We start from the raw sequence: 17,551 nt of genomic DNA, 5'->3' as shown, positions 1-17,551 counted from the left end.
GCGGCCCCGGCCGCCCGGTGGCCCCGGCCCGGCGGACGGCGAGCCCTGTTGCCCGCGACGGCGCGGAGTGGGCAAGGATGGGCACCATGGCGGACACCTTCCACACCATCACCTTCGAGATCACCACCGGCACCGCTGAGGTCGCCCTCGACATCACCGACCGCTGTGCGGCCTTCCTGGACACGGCCGCCCCCGGACGGGACGGTCTGCTGAACGTCTTCGTCCCGCACGCCACCGCCGGGGTCGCGGTGATCGAGACCGGTGCCGGGAGCGACGGCGACCTGCTCGCGGCCCTGCGTGACCTGCTCCCCGCCGACAGCCGCTGGCGCCACCGCCACGGCAGTCCCGGACACGGGCGCGACCACGTGCTTCCCGGGCTGGTCGCCCCGCACGCCACCCTGCCGGTCATCGGCGGCCAACTCGCGCTCGGGGTCTGGCAGTCGGTGGTCCTGGTCGACACCAACGGGGACAACCCGCGCCGCACGGTCCGACTTTCCTTCCTCGGCTGACAGGAGGGCCCTCGGCTGCGGGGAACCGCGCGGCCTCGTGACGGGCCGGCCGGGCGGTTCCCCACGCCCTCGGCGGGGGAGCCGCAACCGGCCCCGGGCCCGGGGGTGGTCTGCGGGCCGGGCTTCGACGCGTCACGGATGCCTCCCGCTCCGCGCGGGCGGAGGACCGGGAGGGCCCCGCGTCTTCGGGCGCTCGCCCGGCTGCTCCCGCTGTCCGGTCCGTGTTTGCCCGGGGACGGGCGCGCGGGGTAGGAAGACGGCATGGCGGACGAAACCCAGCAGTGCGCACTCGCCCCGGACGGCGACGCCGTCCGGGCACTCACCCACGACCCGGCGCTCACCGGGCCGCGCGCCGACTGCGTCCGGTGCGGCGACCCCACCGAGCTGCCCGCCGACCACCCCGGGATCACCTTCTGCCCCGTCTGCACCTGGCAGGAGGCCCAGCGCATCGCCTGCTCCGGCTGAACGGCCGGGCCGGCACCGGCCGACGGGCGCCGGCCCGGGCCGACTTCGTGTCCCCACCGTCCCAATCGGGCCGGCCCACGTCCAGAGCGGGCCGGCCTAGCCGTCCGTACGGGTGGCCAGGTGCAAGGTCGAGCCGTGCCGGCCCTTGCGGACCAGGAGCTGACCGGGGATCCGGGAACGCAGATCGGCGACATGGCTCACGATGCCGACCGCCCGGTTCCGCTCGCGCAGCCCGTCCAGCACGTCCATCACCTCCTCCAGCGTCTGCTCGTCGAGGCTGCCGAAGCCCTCGTCGATGAAGAGGGTGTCCAGCGGCATCCCGCCCGCCTCGTCCGTGACCACGTCGGCCAGTCCGAGCGCCAGGGCGAGCGAGGCGAAGAAGCTCTCCCCGCCGGAGAGCGTGGCGGTGTCCCTGGCGACGCCCGTCCAGGCATCCACCACCCGGAGGGCCAGGCCGGAGCGCCGGTTGCCCGCGACCCGGTCGTCGCTGTGGACGAGGGTGTACCGGCCGCCGGACATCCGTACCAGCCGCTCGCTCGCCCGCCGCGCCACCTGCTCCAGCCGGGCCGCCAGGACGTACGACTCCAGCCGCATCCGCAGGGTGTTCTCCGGCGAGGTGCCGGCGGCGAGAGCGGCCAGCCGGCTGACCCTCCCGTACAGCTCCAACGCCGGGGCGAGTTCGGCGGCGAGCGCCGCCAGCTCACCGCCGAGCCGGGCCAGCGCCGCACAGCGCTCGACGGCCGCGCTCTCGGCCGCCGAAGCCGCCCTCAGCCGGGCCGTTGCCGCCTGGAGGCGGGCCCTCGCGGCCTCCTGATCGACCGCGGGCTGCGCCGCCGCCGCGACCAACTCGGGGTCGGCCAGCTGCCGTTCGACCGCGTCCAGGGCCGCGCGATGCTGCTCCAGCCGGGACTTGAGGGCCGTCCGCTCGGCGGCGGGCAGCAGCGCAGCGCGGGCCGCCCCGGGTGCGGCGAAGCCCGCCGCCAGGCTGGTCCGGGCCAGTTCCTGTTCGGCCTCCGCCAACCGGGACTCGGCCGCGGCCGAATCCCGGACGGCGGCCAGTGCGGCGACCACGGCCTCCGCGAGCGCGGCCAGCCCGGTGGCCCGGGCGTCGACCGACGCGGCGCCGGCCCGGGCCGCGTGCACCCGCTGCCCCAACTCCTGCTGCTCCTCGGCCAGTTTCTTCAGCTGCCCGGCGAGTGCCGCGCTGTCCTCGCCGGCCTGCCGCAGCTGAGCCTGCCGCCGGGACTGCTCGCCCGCCAGCCGGTCGATCCGCTGCTCCACCGCGCTGAGGCGCTCGGCCGCCCGGACGGCCGAGCGTCGCTCCCGCTCGGCCTCCGCCAGTGCTGCCCGCACCTCGGCGACCTGCTGCGCACCGGCGGCGCCGGACGCCTCCGCCTCCTCGACCCGCAGCGCCGTCAGGGCCGTCTCGGCCGCCGACAGTGCCCGCTCGGCCCGGCTCTGCACAGCCCTGGCGGCCTCCTCGTCCGCAGCGCTCACCTGAGCTGCGGACGGCTTCGCGGGGGCGGGATGCACCTCGGAGCCGCAGACCCAGCAGGCCGCACCCGCGGACAACTGGCCCGCCAACTCGGCCGCCATGCCGATGAGTCGGCGCTCCCGCAGCTCCAGGCTGTGCTCGCGGGCGTCCTGCGTCCGGTCGCGCAGCACCGACACCTCGCCCTCCGCCTCGGCCATTCTGGTGCGCAGTTCGTCCCGCCGGCCGGCGGCTGCCAGGCGGTGGCCCAAGTCGGCGCAGTGGGCGTCCAGTTGCTCGACCCTGGCGCCGGCGACCCGGGCCGCCTCACGCTCTTCCTGGAGGGCTGTGAGTCGCTCCTCGAAGTCCCGCAGCCAGTCCTGGGCCTCCTCCGCGAGCTCGTCGGCGCGCTCCCGGTCGGCGGCGAGCTTGTGCTGCTCCCGGCGCAGCTCGGCCTGCCGTCGCTCATCGGCTCGCGCCGCCTCCAGCAGTCCGAGCTGCGCCTGCAACCTCCGCTCAGCCTCGGCCAGTTCGGCCTCCCCGAGAGCCTCTCCGAAGGCCTCGCGGCGGTCGGCGGAGCTGCTGGCGGCAGGGCGGGCGAAGAAGGACACGTCGACCGGCGGCCGGGCGTCGGAGTGGTCGCCGCCCGACTCGGGCGAGGGGGCGATGAGGCGGGACAGGGTGGCGCGGCGCTCGTGTTCGGTCCGGCGAGCGGCGTGCAGGGCGGCGGACGCGCTGTCGCCCAGCCGCAGCACCGACTCCACGCCCAGGGCGGCCTGGGCGGCGGCCAACCGCCGCTCGTCGTCGGCGAGCAGATCGGCCAAGTCGCGCAGTCGGTGCGCCTCCAACGCTGCGGCTCGGTGTCGACGTTGACGGTCGGCCAGCTCGTCCGTCCACTGCCGGTGCTGCTGGGCCGCCGCATGGGATCCCTCGGCCAGTGCCACGGCCGAGCGAGCCACCGCCAACTGCTCCGCCGCACCACCGCGCACGATCGCCGCCCAGCCGAGCGCCCCGGCCGCCAGCCCTGCCGACCCGGCGGCCGAGGCCGGGGCCCCGGTGTCCTCGTCGGGCACCCAGCCGTCCGGCGGCTCGGCGCCGGGGCCGGCCGCCTCCTGTGCGCGGCCCACGAGGTCGCGCAGCCGCTGCCGCCCGCCCTGCACGGCGGCCTCGTGGGCGCGCCGCTGCTCGCCGAGCCAGCGCTCCACCTGGTCGAACCGGCCGGTGTCGAACAGTTGCCGCAGCAGCGCCGCCCGGTCCGCGGCGTCGGCACGCAGGAAGCGGGCGAAGTCTCCCTGCGGGAGCAGGACGACCTGGCAGAACTGGTCGCGGCTCATGCCGATCAGCCGGCGGATCTCCTCTCCGGCCTCCTGGTGCGACCTGCTGACGGCCCGCCAGCCCGGCGAACCGTCACCGGGGTCGGCGGACCACTCGCGCAGCAAGGTCCGCGGCTTCTCGGTCGTGGTGCCGGTGCCGCGGCGCTTGGGACGCTTCTGCTCGGGGCTGCGGGTGATCTCCAGTCGGCGCCCGCCCAGGGTCAGCTCCAGACGGACCTCGGTGGGCAGCAGCGGCTCGGCGTGGTCGCTGCGCAGCGGATTGCCCCGCCGGGCGCCGGGGACCTCGCCGTAGAGCGCGAAGCAGACCGCGTCCAGCACGCTGCTCTTGCCGGCGCCCGTGGCGCCGCGCAGCAGGAAGAGCCCGCCGGAGGTGAGATGGTCGAAGTCCACCTGCTCCGTCCCGGCGAACGGGCCGAAGGCGGTGAGCGTCAGCTGGTGAAGTCTCATCGGGGCAGCTCCCGCGCGCGCTCGTCGGCCAGCCTCACGGCCTCGAAGGCCTCCCGCAGCCAGCCCTGCTCCAGCTCGTCCGGCCCGCCGCCGCGGACGTGCCGGACGAAGCCCTCGGCGATCTCCGAGTCCGCCCGGCCGCTGACCCGGTCCGCGTACGAGACGCGCTCCTCGCCCGGAGTGGGCTCGGGTTCGAACAGCAGCTGGAGGGTGTGCGGGAAGCGGCGCCGCAGCTCCTCCATCGGGTTGGCCGGACGGACCGGGTCGGTGAGGGTGGCCTGGACCCAGGCCTGCTCGTGCACGGCGAGCCGCTCGTCGGCCAGCAGTTCGGCCAGCCGCCCTCTGATCCGGGCCAGCGGACGCGGCTGCGGGCAGTCGATCCGCTCGGCCTCGACCGAGCCGTCGGCCGCGAGGTCGACCAGCCACATGGTCTTGCGGTGGTCCGTCTCGGAGAAGGAGTAGGCCAGCGGGGAACCGCTGTAGCGCAGATGAGGGGCGAGGGTCTGGCAGCCGTGCAGATGGCCCAGCGCCGCGTAGTGCACCCCGTCGAACACCGAGGCCGGGACGCTCGCCACGCCGCCGACGGTGATGTCCCGCTCGCTGTCGCTCGGCTCGCCGCCCGTGACGAAGGCGTGTGCGAGCACCACCGCCCTGGTGCCGGCGGGGCGCTCCGCCAGGTCCGCCGTGACCCGCGCCATCGCCGCGCGCAGCACCTCGGTGTGCCCGCCGGCCTCCAGCCCGAACCGCTCCCGGGTGAGCGCCGGCTCCAGGTACGGCAGCCCGTAGACCGCCACCGGACCGTGCTCGTCGGCCAGCAGCACCGGGGCGGCGCAGCCGTCCGGATCGGTACGCAGATGGATGCCGGCCCGCTCGATCAGACCGGCGCCCACCCCGAGCCTGCGTGCCGAGTCGTGGTTGCCGCTGATGAAGACCGTCGGTACCCCGAGGTCGGCCAGCCGGTGCAGCACGTCGTCGAAGAGCGCCACCGCCTCGAGCCCCGGCAGCGCCCGGTCGTAGACATCGCCCGCGACCAGCACCGCCTCGACCCGGCGCGCTTCGACCACTGCCACCAGGTGGTCCAGGAAGGCGCGCTGGGCCTGGTGCAGGTTCTCCCGGTGGAACGAGCGGCCCAGGTGCCAGTCGGAGGTGTGCAGCAGTCTCACGGCAGGGCCCTCACCCGCATGATCGCCACTTCTGCTCCCTCCGAGTCGGCGCGAGGCCGGCCCGGGGTGCGGCCGACCAGCTCCGAGTATCACAGGAGCCGCTGACAATGCCCGGCCCGTCGTGGTCATCGGGCTCCCACCCGCACCGGGGACGGGGCCGCAGACGTTCGCGGGGATCTCGAAGGGGTGCGCCGGGGGCGGCCCCGCGCGCATGCCCGGTCCGGCGGTCACCGAGTAGCGGCCGCGGCCTGGTGGTGGGGGTTTGAGAACGGGGGCGGGGCAGGGGTGGGGGCCGGTTGGCTGGGGGCGGGACTTCCCCGAACGTCCGACCGGCTTTCACCCGCGGGTCGGGATCCGCACGCGTTTTGGAGATGGGCCGCAGGTCAGCTAATCTCTCTGTGCGGCAAGGGCCTATAGCTCAGACGGTTAGAGCGCTTCCCTGATAAGGAAGAGGCCACAGGTTCAAGTCCTGTTAGGCCCACGGCACAGAAGGCCCGGAGTGGATGTCCACTCCGGGCCTTCTGGCGTTTCGGCGCTCGTGTCGGCCGGCGAAGAGCGGCGGATCGCTGCGGGGTGCCCGGCCGGGATGGCTGCGGAGAGTGGATTGTCAGTGACGCTCTGTATGGTCGCGAGTGTCGGTGGCCCGCCGTCGGTGGGCGCTCCGGCAGTCGTTCCGAGGGAGGGTCCGATGTCGTCCATGTCGAGTCGGTCGAAGTACAGGCGGTCGAAGCGCAGCCGCTCGGAGTCCAGCCCGTCGGGGCCGGGCGGGTCGAGGGTGGCGATGCCGAGCGGGCCCGAGGCGCGGAGGCGGGGAACGGGGCGGCCGGGGCCGGGGAGGGCGGAGACGAACAGCCCCGGGCGGCGGAGGCAGGGTGCCGGGAGCGGCGCCACCGGGCCGGCCGACGGATCCCGGGGCACCGGGGGCGGCGGGCGCCCGCGGCAGGGTGCGGGCGGGGCGCTGCGGCAACCGGTGGCGCTCGCGGTCGCCGTCGACCCGGCCGACTTCGCGCGGCTGCGCGAGCACGGCCTGTTCGGTGGCGTCGACTACGGGTACTACCTGCGCCGGACGGAGAACCAGCTGCGCGCCCTGCGCGGTGAGGGGCTGGAGGTGCACCTCCGGGTCCTGGAGCCGCTCGACTTCGCCGACTTCTGCGAGCAGCACCTGCTGGCCCAGGACGACCCGGTGGCCAGGGTCGCCTACGCCGCCGATCCGGAGTTGGCGGGCGAGCCGTTCGTCTACCGGGGCGAGCCGCTGGCCGAGCTGCTCCCGGTGCTGCTGGCGGACCACCTCGCCAGGGTGCGGATCTCCGTCGGTACTTCGGTGCTGCTGATGTCCGTCGGCTTGGAGGAGCAGCCGGAGGAGCGCTTGTCCGCCGTGCTGCAGTACGTGTCCGAGGTCTACCTGGCGCTCGGGGCCGGGGCGGGCGAGGGGCGGCAGCTGCTGGTGCTGCGGTCGGTCGGCCTGCTGGACGGGGAGCAGCTGTCGGCGCGGGCCGAACCGGTGGTGGAGTCCGGGGCGTTCACCACCTCCGGCCGGGAGGTGGAGGCGTTCTGCATCACGCTCGCGGCGGCGGTTGCCGGACACGGCGCCGGGGAGTTGCTGCTGTACCGCCCGGCGAGGGCGGACGGTGGGCGCGAGGCGCTCGGCTGGGTGCTGGTGGACGGGTGGCTGCGGCCGATGTCGGTGGTGGAGACCGCGGCCGCGCTGGTCGCAGTGGGGGCGGAGGGTCCGCCGGGGCGGCTGGCGGCCCGGGCGGGGTTCCCCTTGCCGTCCCAGTGGGGCCGGTGGGCGGGCGGTCCGCCGCAGCGGCCGGCCGATGACGGTGATGCGATCGGCGAACGCGGGGTGCTCGGCGAGGCCGGTGTGCCCGACGCGGCCGGGCCGGGTGGCGGAGCGGGGGAGTCGGGCTGGGCGACCCGGGAACAGGGTGGCGACGCGGCCGGCGGCGGGGGTGAGGCCGGGCGCTGAGCCGTCAGAATGACCCAGGAGAGCGTCGGCTGATCTGCCGTTCAGCCTCCGTCGGTCTCCGGTTCGCCCCCTGTTGTTCCATGCCGCAGGGTTCTGCGGCATGCCCCGCGCGGCGGCCAGGACTGTTCATCGACCGCGTGTTCGGGGAAGATCAACAGGTCGGAGCGCACCGGGCGGCCTCCTGCCCGGTCGTCCCCGACCCGAACCGACCGCGCGCCGTACGAGGCGCGGGCACGACCGCTGGAGGGGGGACGAGTGAGCAGTATCGAGTACAGCGCGGAGATCTCCGAGCTGCTCGGCCGGGTGCGGCGCCGTCCCAACGCGGGCTGGCCGTGGCGGCCGGGGGAGGCGGTGCCCGCCGGGCTGCCGGTGAAGCAGTCCTGGGGCTGGCTCTTCGTGCCGGACGGGCGGGTGCTGACGCTGGTGAATCCGAGGGACGGCGTGGTCAGCCTGCCGGGCGGTTCGCTGGAGCCCGAGGACGACGGCGATCCCGCGGCTGCGCTGGCCCGTGAGGCGGGCGAGGAGGCGCAGGCGGTGATCGGCCCGGCGCACTACCTCGGCTACCTCTACGACCGGGTCGGGTCGGCGAACGGCGGCCACGAGTGCGCGCGGGTGCGGATGGCCGCGGCTCTTCGCGCCGTCGGGCCGACCGCGCCCGACCCGGCGTCCGGCCGGCACTACCGGCGGCTGCTGGTCGCCCCGGGGCTGGCGGTCGAGCTGCTCGGCTGGGGCGAGACGGGGCTGCGCCAGGCGCACGCGGCGGTGGCGACCGCGGTGGCCGAGCTGGGTGTGCCGGCCGCCGCCAACGAGGCGATCGAGGAGCTCCCGCCGTCCGGTTCGTTCTTCGTTCGCTGACCAGGCGGGGGTGGCGAACGGTGCGGGTATCGAAGGGGTGGGGCGTGGGCCTGATTCATCACGTGGAGCTGTGGGTCGACGACCTCGAACAGGCCGAACGGCAGTGGGGGCCGGTGCTGGTGGCGCTCGGCTGCGAGCCGTTCCAGCACTGGGTGAACGGGCGTAGCTGGCGGCTCGGTGACAGCTATGTGGTGCTGGAACAGTCGCCGGCGCTGCTGCCGGGCGGGCATCAGCGGCTGCGTGCCGGGCTCAACCACCTTGCGGTGCACGGTTCGCGGGACGCCGTGGCGGTGGCGCTCGAAGCCGGCTGGCGGCTGCGGGTGGACACCGGGTCGGCCGTGCACCTGGTCGACGCCCAGGGATTCGAACTCGAAGTCGTCCGCTGAAAGTCCCTGAGGTCGACGAGAGTTGACGCCTAGTTCATCTGTCGACGTCACAAGCACATTGTTCATCAACAATCTTGGCATGAGCACTGTTCGAATTGCCTACCGGCTGGTATCACAAATGTGACCCCCGTCACCTTTGTGGAGGTGCTCCATGCGCCCTGCTCGTGCCGTGTCCGCAGCCGCTCTGGCCGGTCTCCTCGCGCTCACCACCCTGGTCGGCGCGACCGCCGCCAGCGCAGCAACCGTCAACTACGTCGCACTGGGGGACTCCTACTCCTCCGGCGTCGGCGCAGGCAGTTACACCAGTGAGAGTGGCAGCTGCGAGCGCAGCACCAACGCGTACCCCTACCTCTGGCAGAACGCCCACGGGGCGTCCTCGTTCACCTTCGCGGCCTGTTCGGGCGCGCGGACCGGTGACGTGCTGAACAGTCAGCTCTCCGGGCTCGACTCGGCCACCACGCTGGTGAGCATCACCATCGGCGGCAACGACGCGGGCTTCGCCAGCACCATGGAGACCTGCGTGCTGAACACCGAGAGCGCCTGCCTGAGCGCCGTCTCGACGGCGGAGGCCTACGCGGAGAACACCCTGCCCGCCCAGCTCGACCAGGTCTACTCGGCGATCCACGGAAAGGCGCCCAACGCCCATGTGGTGGTGCTGGGTTACCCGCACCTCTACCAGATCAACGGCACCTGCATCTTCGGCATCGGTGACACCAAGCGCGCGGCCATCAACGGCGCGGCCGACACCCTCGACGGCGTCATCGCGAAGAGAGCCGCCAACGCGGGCTTCACCTTCGAGGACGTCCGCGGCCTGTTCAGCGGTCACGAGATCTGCGGCAACGGCACGCAGTGGCTGCACAGCACCACGCTCCCGATCGACGAGAGCTACCACCCGAACGCGGGCGGCCAGGCCGGCGGCTACCTGCCCGCCCTCTCCGCTGGTGTCTGACCGGCAGCCGGTGCGGCAGGCCTGACCGCAACCTCGGGCAGCCGGCCTGAGGGGCGGTCCGAGCATCTGGTGGCCCGAACAGCCCGTAGCCCGAGCGGCCGGTCCGCGTCGGCCTCGGCCGTGCCCCACCCCCGGACGAGGGGCGGGGCGCGGCCGGGCGTCTCGTTGGGAAGGGCGCGGACATCCGGTCGGACCGTCCGGCCCGGAGGGCGGCTCAGGGTGCGTACAGCTCGTCGATGTCGTCCGCGTGCAGTTGGAGGATGGCCTGGCGGCGGAGTTTGAGGGAGGGCGTCAGCAGGCCCTGTTCGACGGTGAACTGGTGCGGGAGCAGGCGGAAGGCGCGGATGGACTCGGCGCGGGAGACGGCGGTGTTGGCCGTGGCGATGACGCGCTGGATCTCGCCGTGCAGCTCCTGGTCGGTCAACGCGTCCCGGATGTCGAGCTGTTCACGGCCGTGGATCGTCAGCCAGTGGGCGAGGGCGGGCGGGTCGAGGGTGATCAGGGCGGTGAGGTAGGGGCGGTTGTCGCCGACCACGAGGCAGTGCGAGACGAGCGGGTGGGACCGGACGCGTTCCTCCAGGGTGGCGGGGGCGACGTTCTTGCCGTTGCTGGTGACGATCAGGTCCTTCTTGCGGCCGGTGATGCTGAGGTAGCCGTCCTCGTCCAGGGTGCCGAGGTCGCCGGTGGCCAACCAGCCGTTCCGGAGGACCTGCTGGGTGCAGCGCGGGTGGTTGAGGTAGCCGGCGAAGACCGTGTCGCCGCGTACCCAGACCTCGCCGTCGTCGGCGATCGCCACCGAGGCGCCGGGCATCGGTGGGCCGACGGTGCCCGCCTTGGCCCGGTGCGGAGGGTTGGCGGTGATCGCGGCGCTGGTCTCGGTCAGTCCGTACCCCTCGTGCACCGTCAGTCCGGCACCCGCGAAGAAGAGCCCCAACTCCCGGCCCAGGGTGGAGCCTCCGCTGATCACGTTGCGGACCCGGCCGCCCAGTACGGCGCGCAGCCGCTGGTACACCAGCCGGTCGTAGGCGCTGTGGCGCAGGCGCAGCGCGGCACTGGGGCCGGGCCCGCGTCCGAAGGCGCGCCGCTCGCGGGCGGCGGCCCACTGGACGGCGACCTCGGCGGCCTGGGCGAAGAGTTCGCCGCGGCCGGCCTGCTCGGCGGACTCCCTGGCCCGCTGGTGGATCCGCTCGAAGACGTACGGCACGGCATGTAGGTAGGTCGGCCGGAAGGAGGTGAGCGCGGGCAGCAGCGAGTCGGGGGAGAGGGAGCCGTGGTGGCCGATCCGCACGCCACCGCGCACTGCCGTGATCTGCACCATCCGGCCGTAGATATGAGCCAGCGGCAGGAACATCAGTGTTGCGGGCGCCAGGCCGCCGGTGTCCTGGAACAGCTCGTGCCAGCCGGCCAGTGCGGCGTCCGCCTCGGCGGCGAGGTTGCCGTGGGTGAGCAGGCAGCCCTTGGGGCGACCGGTGGTGCCCGAGGTGTAGACGACGGTGGCGACCGAGTCGGGGGTGACCCCCAGTCGACCGCGGTGCACCAGGCCCTCGGGTACGTCGTGGCCGTCCTCGACCAGCTCGGCCACGCAGCCGCGGTCCAGCTGCCAGATGCCGGTGAGGTCGGGGAGCGCGTCGCAGACCGCGCCGATGGTCATGGCGTGGTCCTCGTTCTCCACCACGCAGGCGACGGCGCGGGTCTCCGCCAGGATCCAGCGCACCTGTTCGGCGGCCGAGCTCGGGTACACCGGCACGGGGATGGCGCCGATCGACCACAGCGCGTAGTCGAACAACGTCCACTCGTACCGGGTGGAGGACATCAGCGCGACCCGGTCGCCGAACCGGACGCCCCTGGCCAGCAGGCCCTTGGCCAGTGCGAGGATCTCCTGGCGAAACTGAAGGTTCGTCACATCGCACCATTCGGGCGGCGATTGACGGTCGCTGGAGGGTTTCCGCCGGGAGAGCTGGACCAGGCCGGGGGTGCGCTCGGCCGTCTCGTACACCGAGTCGGCCAGCCCGCCGGTGGCCGGGGCGGCGAGCGGGGGGCTGCTGAACTCGCGCACGGTGCCCCCGATCCCGTCGTCCATCGCCCTGATCCTGGTGTGCCGGCCCGGCCGTGCACCGGGTCCGTGGCCCGGTCCGGCGGGTCCGGCGTGCGGTGGGTCTGCGAAGCTACCCGATCGTCGCTGCGCTGCCCAGGGGTGCGACGGCGCCGAATCGGATCCGGCACATGCCAAGGTGTGCGGTGCTGCCTTCGCCACCCGGACAGAATGCATGCAACCAGGCAAAACGGGCGGATTGCGGTGACCGGCTCCGGACAATGGATTCGAGCCTTCGAACGGACGCTCAGTGAGTAGTAAGCTCGCGCAGATCGCACATGGCCCGGCGTGCGGCCCGTACGTGGTCCGGCGTGTGCCTTGACGTCCGGAATGGTGCGGTGCCATGACCGGCGCCCCGACCGACCCCGACCGCCGCCGAAGTACCGTCATCACCGTCCAGGCCCGAGAGCCATCCCGACCGAGGACTCCATGCGTCTGCGCCGCAGCTCGATCCGCGCGAAGATCATCGCGCTGCTCATGGTGCCCATCGTCGCCCTCACCGGTCTCTGGGTCTACGCGACCCTGGTGACCACCGGCGACGTCTGGCGGCAGCTGGGCGTGGCCGCCGCCTACCGCTCCTTCGGCGGGTCCGTGGACCAGTACGCCCGGGACGTCCAGGAGGAGCGCCGGGCGGCCGTGCTCTCGCTCGCGGCCGGCGACTCCGCCGCCCTCACCGAGGCGTACCGCCGGGCACAGGACGTCACCGACCGGGACCTCGAGGCGCTGCGCACCAAAGCGAACGGTCCGGAGGGGGAGAAGCTCGACGCCGTCCAGAACAAGCGGCTCCAGGACATCCTCGGCGGTGCCGACCAGCTCGCCCCGATCCGAGGCCAGGTGGCCCGCGCGGCGAACTTCTGGTCGTACGTGATCGACCAGTACAGCGCGCTGATCGATCCGGTGTTCAGCTTCCGGTCCGCCTTCGTGAGCCGGCAGAGCGGCCAACTGCCCAGGCAGGGAACGCTCCTGACCGAGCTGGTCCGGGCGCGGGAGTACCTGTCCCGCGAGGACGCGGCGATGGAGGGCCTGCGGCTCACCGACCACCCCGACTCGCTGATGGTCCAGGAGGCGCTGGACGGCCTGCACAACCAGCGGGCACTGTTCGACGTCTACATCGACGAGCTGGACCCGCAGGACCAGAGCGGCTACCGCAACCTGCGCGCCGGCAACAACTGGCTGGCGCTGCTCAGCGCGGAGGCCTTCTTCGAGGACTCGCCCGACCACGTCCAGGCGGTGAAGCGGCTCTCCGAGAACTCCTGGCGCGACGCCGCCGACGGCGCCCTGACCTCGCTGGCGGGTCTCAACACCCGGCTGGACGCCACCCTGGGCGACCGCGCCCGCTCCGCCGCGATCCACCAGCTGGTGCGCGGCGGCATCGCCGGTCTGATCGGTCTGGTCGCGGTGGTGCTCTCGATCGCGATCTCCTTCCGGATCGGTCGCGGCCTGGTGCGCGAGCTGATCACCCTGCGCAACGCCGCCCAGGAGCTGGCCGGTGCCCGGCTGCCCTCGGTGATGCTCCGGCTGCGCAAGGGCGAGGCGGTGGACGTGGCCGCGGAGGCCCCCGCGCTGGACCTGGGACCGGCGGAGATCGGGCAGGTCGGACAGGCCCTCAACGCGGTGCAGCGGGCCGCCGTCGAGGCCGCGGTGGAGCAGGCCGAACTGCGCAAGGGCGTGTCGGCGGTCTTCGTCAACCTGGCCCGCCGCAGCCAGGTGCTGCTGCACCGTCAGCTGACCCTGCTGGACGCCATGGAACGCCGGGCGGCGGACCCGGCCGAGTTGGAGGACCTGTTCCGCCTCGACCACATGACCACCAGGATGCGGCGGCACGCCGAGGGCCTGATCATCCTGGCCGGCGGTTCGCCGGGCCGGGCCTGGCGCAAGCCGGTCCGGATGGTGGACGTGGTCCGGGCGGCGGTCAGCGAGGTGGAGGACTACGCGCGGGTGGTCGTCCGGCCGTTCCCCGGCACCGGCCTGCTCGGCAGCACGGTCGCGGACGTCATCCACCTGATCGCCGAACTGGTCGAGAACGCCACGGTCTACTCCCCGCCGAACACCCAGGTCACCGTCCAGGGTGAGGTGGTGGCCCACGGCTTCTGCCTGGAGATCGACGACCGGGGCCTCGGGCTCGGGGAGCAGGCCCTGGAGGAGATCAACCAACGGCTCTCGGAGGAGCAGGAGTTCGACCTCACCGACACCGACCGGCTGGGCCTGTTCGTGGTCAGCCGGCTCGCCCTGCGGCACGGCATCCGGGTCCACCTGCGGCCCTCGCCCTACGGGGGGACCTCGGCGGTGGTGCTGATCCCGCGTGAGCTCCTGGCGGAGGTCCCGGCCCCGGCCGGCCCGGGAGCCGGCACGGCGGGCGGGGCCGGGAGCACCCCGGACGGGACCGCTCAGCGGTCCGCCGGCGTACGGCGCGGCCAGCGCGAGCTGGTTGTCGTACCGACGCTGCCCGAGGACGAAACGCACCGGCGCAGCGCCGAGGCGCGCGCCGAGAGCGACGAGCTGGTACAGCCGGCGCGCGCTGTCGAGCGGCTGTCCGGTGGCCCGCGTCCCTCGATGCCCGAGCCGGCCCGCACGCCCGGCGGTCTGCCGCGCCGCCGCGCCAGCGCGCACCCGGGCGCGCCGCGCCTGGTGCCGGTGGACACGTCGAGCGCGGTCGCTGCGAACGCTGTGGGCACGACCGGAACGGATGAGCCGGTCGGGTCTGACATGGCAGCGAATGCCGCCCCGGGCGCGCTCGCGGACACCGGTACCGATACGGACGCCGGCACCGACGCGGGCGCGGACCCGAGCTCCGGGACCGGACGGCACCGCCGACCGGGCAGCCCCGTCGCGGGGGAGTCCGCCGATGAGGCGCACGTCCGTCGTGCCGCGCTCCCAGCGCATGCCGCGCCGCTCCGGACGGGCGCCGCTCCGTCCGCCGGATTCGCCTCCGCGCCCTCGGCTCGCCCTGCCGTCGAGGCGGCCACCCCGGAGGCCGAGGTCTCGGCGTCGGACGACGCTCAGCCGTCCGCGCAGCGCACTCCGCTTCTGGCGGCCGGTGGCCGGCTGCCGCGACGCGTACGGCAGGCCAGCCTCGCACCCCAGCTGAAGGCCGCGGCTGCGGCTGCCGCGGCGGGTAGGCCGACGCCGGGGACGGGTGAGCGCGAGTCCGTCCGGGAGCGTTCGCCGGAGGAGGCCAGGTCGGCCTTCGCCTCGTTCCAGCGCGGCTACCAGCGCGGCCGGGGCGACCGGAGCCAGCCCGCCTCGCTGACCGTCGTGCCGAACCCGCCCGTGTCCGGCGCGTCCACCGTGGCCTCCGGGGCCGACCGTCCGGGCGGGCCCGCCGAGTCCCCGTCCGGGCGCACCGAGTCCTCGAGGAGGCCCGCCGACCCGACTGCCGCCCGGACCGCCGGTCCTACCGCCGGGCAGCCCGTCGACCCGTCCGCCGGCACCAGCCCCTCGGCCGCCGCAGGGCCGGACGGGCGATCCGGCGGCCTGTCGGGACGCGGCAGCCGGCGCGCGGCGCTTCCGTCAGCGCCCCGCCCGGCAGAGCTGCCCGCACCTCGTGCCCGGCCCGCACTGTCCGCCCAGCCCGGCGGGCCCGCCGCGCAGACCTCGCAGCAGCCCGCCGGACCGCAGCGCCCAGCCGGACGGGTGCAACCGAATCCCGGGAGTCCCGCGTCATCGCTGCCGCCGCAGTCCGCACCTCCCGCACGACAAGCACAGCCTGCACCAACGGAAGGAACCGAATCATGACCGCTACGACACAGCCGTCCGGAGAACTCAACTGGCTTCTGGACGATCTGGTGGGACGGGTCGCGGCCCTGCGGCACGCGGTCATCCTGTCCAGCGACGGGTTGGCCACCGGCACGTCCAGCGGGATCCAGCGGGAGGACGCCGAGCACCTGGCGGCCGTCGCGGCCGGCTTCCACAGCCTGGCCAGGGGGGCCGGGCGGCACTTCCAGGTGGGCGGGGTCCGCCAGACGATGGTGGAGCTGGACGAGGCGTTCCTGTTCATCACGGCCGCCGGCGACGGCAGCTGCCTCGCCGTGCTGAGCGACGCCGAGTCCGACGTGGGCCAGATCGCCTACGAGATGGCCCTGCTGGTGAAGCGGGTCGGCGGTCACCTGTCGGCCGAGCCGCGTACCGAGGCCACTGTGCCCGGGAGATGAGCGAGCCGATGAGCATCGAGGACGCCGCACCCGAACCGCCCGCCGCGCTGAGCGCGGTGGATCCCTCCGTGCTGCGCCCGCCCGAGGAGGACCGCTGGTTCGACGACGAAGCAGGGCCGGTGGTGCGGCTGTTCTCGATGACTCGCGGCCGCGCCCGTCCCGCCGACGACGGGCTGTTCGACCTGATCTCGCTGATCAAGGCCGTCGACCAGGCCGAGCTGCTCGGCCTGGAGCACGCGTTGGGGCCCGAGCACCATGCCCTGCTGAAACTCTGCCGCGATGAACCGCTGAGCGTCGCGGAGTTGGGCTCGTACACCGATCTGCCGGTCAGCGTGGTGCGGGTACTGCTCGGTGACCTGCACGAGGCCGGGCTGATCAGCGTCATCCGACCCGTTCCGCTCGCCCAGCTGCCGGACGAGCGCCTGCTGCGAGACGTGATCGATGGCCTCCGCGCACTCTGACGCACCATCGGGGGACGAATCCCCCTGGGGTGCGGTCGCGTTGAAGATCCTGGTGGCCGGCGGCTTCGGTGTCGGCAAGACCACGCTGGTCGGCGCGGTCAGCGAGATCCGGCCGCTGCGCACCGAGGAACAGCTCAGCGAGCTGGGGCGCCCGGTGGACGACACGGCCGGCGTCGAGGCCAAGCGGACCACCACGGTGGCGATGGACTTCGGCCGGATCGACCTGCGACCCGGGCTCGCCCTCTACCTGTTCGGCGCACCGGGGCAGGACCGCTTCTGGTTCCTCTGGGACGAACTGGCGCGGGGTGCGCTCGGCGCGCTGGTGCTGGCCGACACCCGACGGCTGGCCGACTGCTTCCCCTCGGTGGACTTCTTCGAGCAGCGCGGCATCCCGTTCCTGGTCGCGGTGAACTGCTTCGAGGGCACCGAGGCGTATGCTCCCGATGACGTCCGGGACGCGCTCGACCTGGACCCCGGGGTGCCGGTGCTGCTCTGCGACGCCCGTCGCCGCGAGGACGGCAGGGAACTGCTGATCCGCCTGGTCGAGCACGCGGCGACCCGCCGCTGACGGCGCGCTGACGTTCCTTGAGCGGCCCGATGCCCCGATCCCTGACGGTGCGTCGGTGGCCGCAGCGGCCGCCAAGGTGGCGCGCCGGCGGCGGGATCCGGCCCCGCCGGAGGGCTCGAAACCGGTGCTCGCGGCACTGTCGTCCCGAATGGTGGGATCACAGTCCGTATACCGGAAGATTCGTCAGGTCTGGGTTGCCTCGGGCGGCCTGGCCGTGGAACGCTCTTCACCGACAGACCGCCGGGCGCGGCGCCCGCAACACGTCGGGCACGGTGCCCGCACCATCCGGGGGGAGGGCAGTGCAGTGACCGCGGTACGCAGGTTCCGCACCGCTTCCGCCCCCGCCTCGGACGTCCCGGACGGACCGGCGCTGACGGTGCGCCGGTACATCGACCTGGCGCTCGGCTGCGGCTCCCGCTGTCGCGGCGCCTGTGGTCCCGGCGCCGCCCGTCGCCTCGGTGCGTGCTGTCGCGGCTCCGGCTGTCGCTGACGTCCGGCCCGCCCGCCTCGCACCTGCTCTCCGCACCAGCACCTCGCACTCCGCTTCCCGCCGCACCGGACGGCCCGCCCGCGCACCCACCCGGACCGCGCGGGGCCCGGCCTCCGGTGGTACTCGGCCACCCGCACCGCACATCGACACTCTCCCGGATCGGGCGACATGAGCCGTACTCGAACACCCCACCCGACGCTGCGCCAAGGGACCGGACGCAGCGGCCAGTTGAGCAGGTCCG

Annotated in this window: 13 protein-coding genes and 1 tRNA gene; 11 read left to right on the top strand and 3 right to left on the bottom strand. The window is 74.0% G+C overall.

All coding sequences use genetic code 11. The features are described 5' to 3' along the window. Positions 1 to 86 precede the first annotated feature (86 nt). Entirely contained in the window at positions 87 to 509 is a 423-nt protein-coding gene (locus ACWDAK_RS07530) for a YjbQ family protein (protein WP_344636987.1), read from the top strand. Positions 510 to 770: 261 nt separating this feature from the next. Continuing rightward, entirely contained in the window at positions 771 to 974 is a 204-nt protein-coding gene (locus ACWDAK_RS07525) for a hypothetical protein (protein WP_344636986.1), read from the top strand. A 96-nt stretch (positions 975 to 1,070) separates the two neighbouring features. Here ACWDAK_RS07525 and ACWDAK_RS07520 read toward each other — a convergent pair whose 3' ends face one another. Beyond that, positions 1,071 to 4,226: an AAA family ATPase gene (locus tag ACWDAK_RS07520; RefSeq protein ID WP_427393253.1), complete on the bottom strand. Its 3,156-nt coding sequence runs from the start codon at positions 4,224 to 4,226 to the stop codon at positions 1,071 to 1,073. Then, positions 4,223 to 5,389, bottom strand: a complete 1,167-nt coding sequence (locus ACWDAK_RS07515; RefSeq protein ID WP_344636984.1) for an exonuclease SbcCD subunit D — start codon at positions 5,387 to 5,389, stop codon at positions 4,223 to 4,225. Before ACWDAK_RS07515 ends, ACWDAK_RS07520 begins: the two co-directional genes overlap by 4 nt. A gap of 407 nt (positions 5,390 to 5,796) precedes the next feature. On the opposite strand from ACWDAK_RS07515, the gene ACWDAK_RS07510 reads away from it, so the two are divergent. The 5 genes from ACWDAK_RS07510 (at position 5,797) to ACWDAK_RS07490 (ending at position 9,548) form a co-directional block, all read left to right on the top strand. Beyond that, positions 5,797 to 5,870: transfer RNA gene (locus ACWDAK_RS07510), tRNA-Ile, on the top strand. Positions 5,871 to 6,359: 489 nt separating this feature from the next. Beyond that, a complete protein-coding gene (locus tag ACWDAK_RS07505; protein WP_427393254.1) occupies positions 6,360 to 7,358 on the top strand; it encodes a hypothetical protein in 999 nt (332 codons plus the stop codon). 255 nt (positions 7,359 to 7,613) lie between these two features. Next, positions 7,614 to 8,213 (top strand): NUDIX domain-containing protein, encoded by a 600-nt coding sequence (locus ACWDAK_RS07500; protein ID WP_344636982.1) that lies wholly within the window; start codon positions 7,614 to 7,616, stop codon positions 8,211 to 8,213. A 44-nt stretch (positions 8,214 to 8,257) separates the two neighbouring features. Then, positions 8,258 to 8,599, top strand: a complete 342-nt coding sequence (locus ACWDAK_RS07495; RefSeq protein ID WP_344636981.1) for a VOC family protein — start codon at positions 8,258 to 8,260, stop codon at positions 8,597 to 8,599. A 151-nt stretch (positions 8,600 to 8,750) separates the two neighbouring features. Beyond that, complete coding sequence (locus ACWDAK_RS07490) at positions 8,751 to 9,548, top strand: SGNH/GDSL hydrolase family protein (RefSeq protein WP_344636980.1); 798 nt, start codon at positions 8,751 to 8,753, stop codon at positions 9,546 to 9,548. 214 nt (positions 9,549 to 9,762) lie between these two features. On the opposite strand, the gene ACWDAK_RS07485 is transcribed toward ACWDAK_RS07490, so the two are convergent. After that, positions 9,763 to 11,628, bottom strand: a complete 1,866-nt coding sequence (locus ACWDAK_RS07485) for an AMP-dependent synthetase/ligase (RefSeq protein WP_427393255.1) — start codon at positions 11,626 to 11,628, stop codon at positions 9,763 to 9,765. Between the two features lie 441 nt (positions 11,629 to 12,069). Between ACWDAK_RS07485 and ACWDAK_RS07480 the strand changes: the two genes are divergently transcribed. Genes ACWDAK_RS07480 through ACWDAK_RS07465 form a run of 4 tightly spaced genes read left to right on the top strand, consistent with a single transcriptional unit; the run spans position 12,070 to position 16,820 of the window. Further along, on the top strand, positions 12,070 to 15,375 hold the full coding sequence (locus tag ACWDAK_RS07480) for a sensor histidine kinase (protein WP_344636978.1): 3,306 nt from the start codon (positions 12,070 to 12,072) through the stop codon (positions 15,373 to 15,375). Next, positions 15,372 to 15,791 (top strand): roadblock/LC7 domain-containing protein, encoded by a 420-nt coding sequence (locus ACWDAK_RS07475; RefSeq protein WP_344636977.1) that lies wholly within the window; start codon positions 15,372 to 15,374, stop codon positions 15,789 to 15,791. The genes ACWDAK_RS07480 and ACWDAK_RS07475 overlap by 4 nt, the downstream gene beginning before the upstream one ends. A gap of 8 nt (positions 15,792 to 15,799) precedes the next feature. Continuing rightward, complete coding sequence (locus tag ACWDAK_RS07470; protein WP_427393256.1) at positions 15,800 to 16,252, top strand: DUF742 domain-containing protein; 453 nt, start codon at positions 15,800 to 15,802, stop codon at positions 16,250 to 16,252. After that, entirely contained in the window at positions 16,233 to 16,820 is a 588-nt protein-coding gene (locus ACWDAK_RS07465) for a GTP-binding protein (RefSeq protein ID WP_344636975.1), read from the top strand. The genes ACWDAK_RS07470 and ACWDAK_RS07465 overlap by 20 nt, the downstream gene beginning before the upstream one ends. Positions 16,821 to 17,551: the final 731 nt, after the last annotated feature.

It is taken from the genome of Kitasatospora sp. NPDC001175 (assembly GCF_053598215.1).
This window is presented reverse-complemented; position numbering and strand designations above follow the sequence as displayed.

Bases quoted from the DNA above. Each gene is read 5' to 3' on its own strand.
- ACWDAK_RS07530 (WP_344636987.1), top strand. From the start codon at position 87: ATGGCGGACACCTTCCACACCATCACCTTCGAGATCACCACCGGCACC.
- ACWDAK_RS07480 (WP_344636978.1), top strand. From the start codon at position 12,070: ATGCGTCTGCGCCGCAGCTCGATCCGCGCGAAGATCATCGCGCTGCTC.
- ACWDAK_RS07490 (WP_344636980.1), top strand. From the start codon at position 8,751: ATGCGCCCTGCTCGTGCCGTGTCCGCAGCCGCTCTGGCCGGTCTCCTC.
- ACWDAK_RS07465 (WP_344636975.1), top strand. From the start codon at position 16,233: ATGGCCTCCGCGCACTCTGACGCACCATCGGGGGACGAATCCCCCTGG.
- ACWDAK_RS07485 (WP_427393255.1), bottom strand. From the start codon at position 11,628: ATGGACGACGGGATCGGGGGCACCGTGCGCGAGTTCAGCAGCCCCCCG.
- ACWDAK_RS07520 (WP_427393253.1), bottom strand. From the start codon at position 4,226: ATGAGACTTCACCAGCTGACGCTCACCGCCTTCGGCCCGTTCGCCGGG.
- ACWDAK_RS07525 (WP_344636986.1), top strand. From the start codon at position 771: ATGGCGGACGAAACCCAGCAGTGCGCACTCGCCCCGGACGGCGACGCC.
- ACWDAK_RS07470 (WP_427393256.1), top strand. From the start codon at position 15,800: ATGAGCATCGAGGACGCCGCACCCGAACCGCCCGCCGCGCTGAGCGCG.
- ACWDAK_RS07475 (WP_344636977.1), top strand. From the start codon at position 15,372: ATGACCGCTACGACACAGCCGTCCGGAGAACTCAACTGGCTTCTGGAC.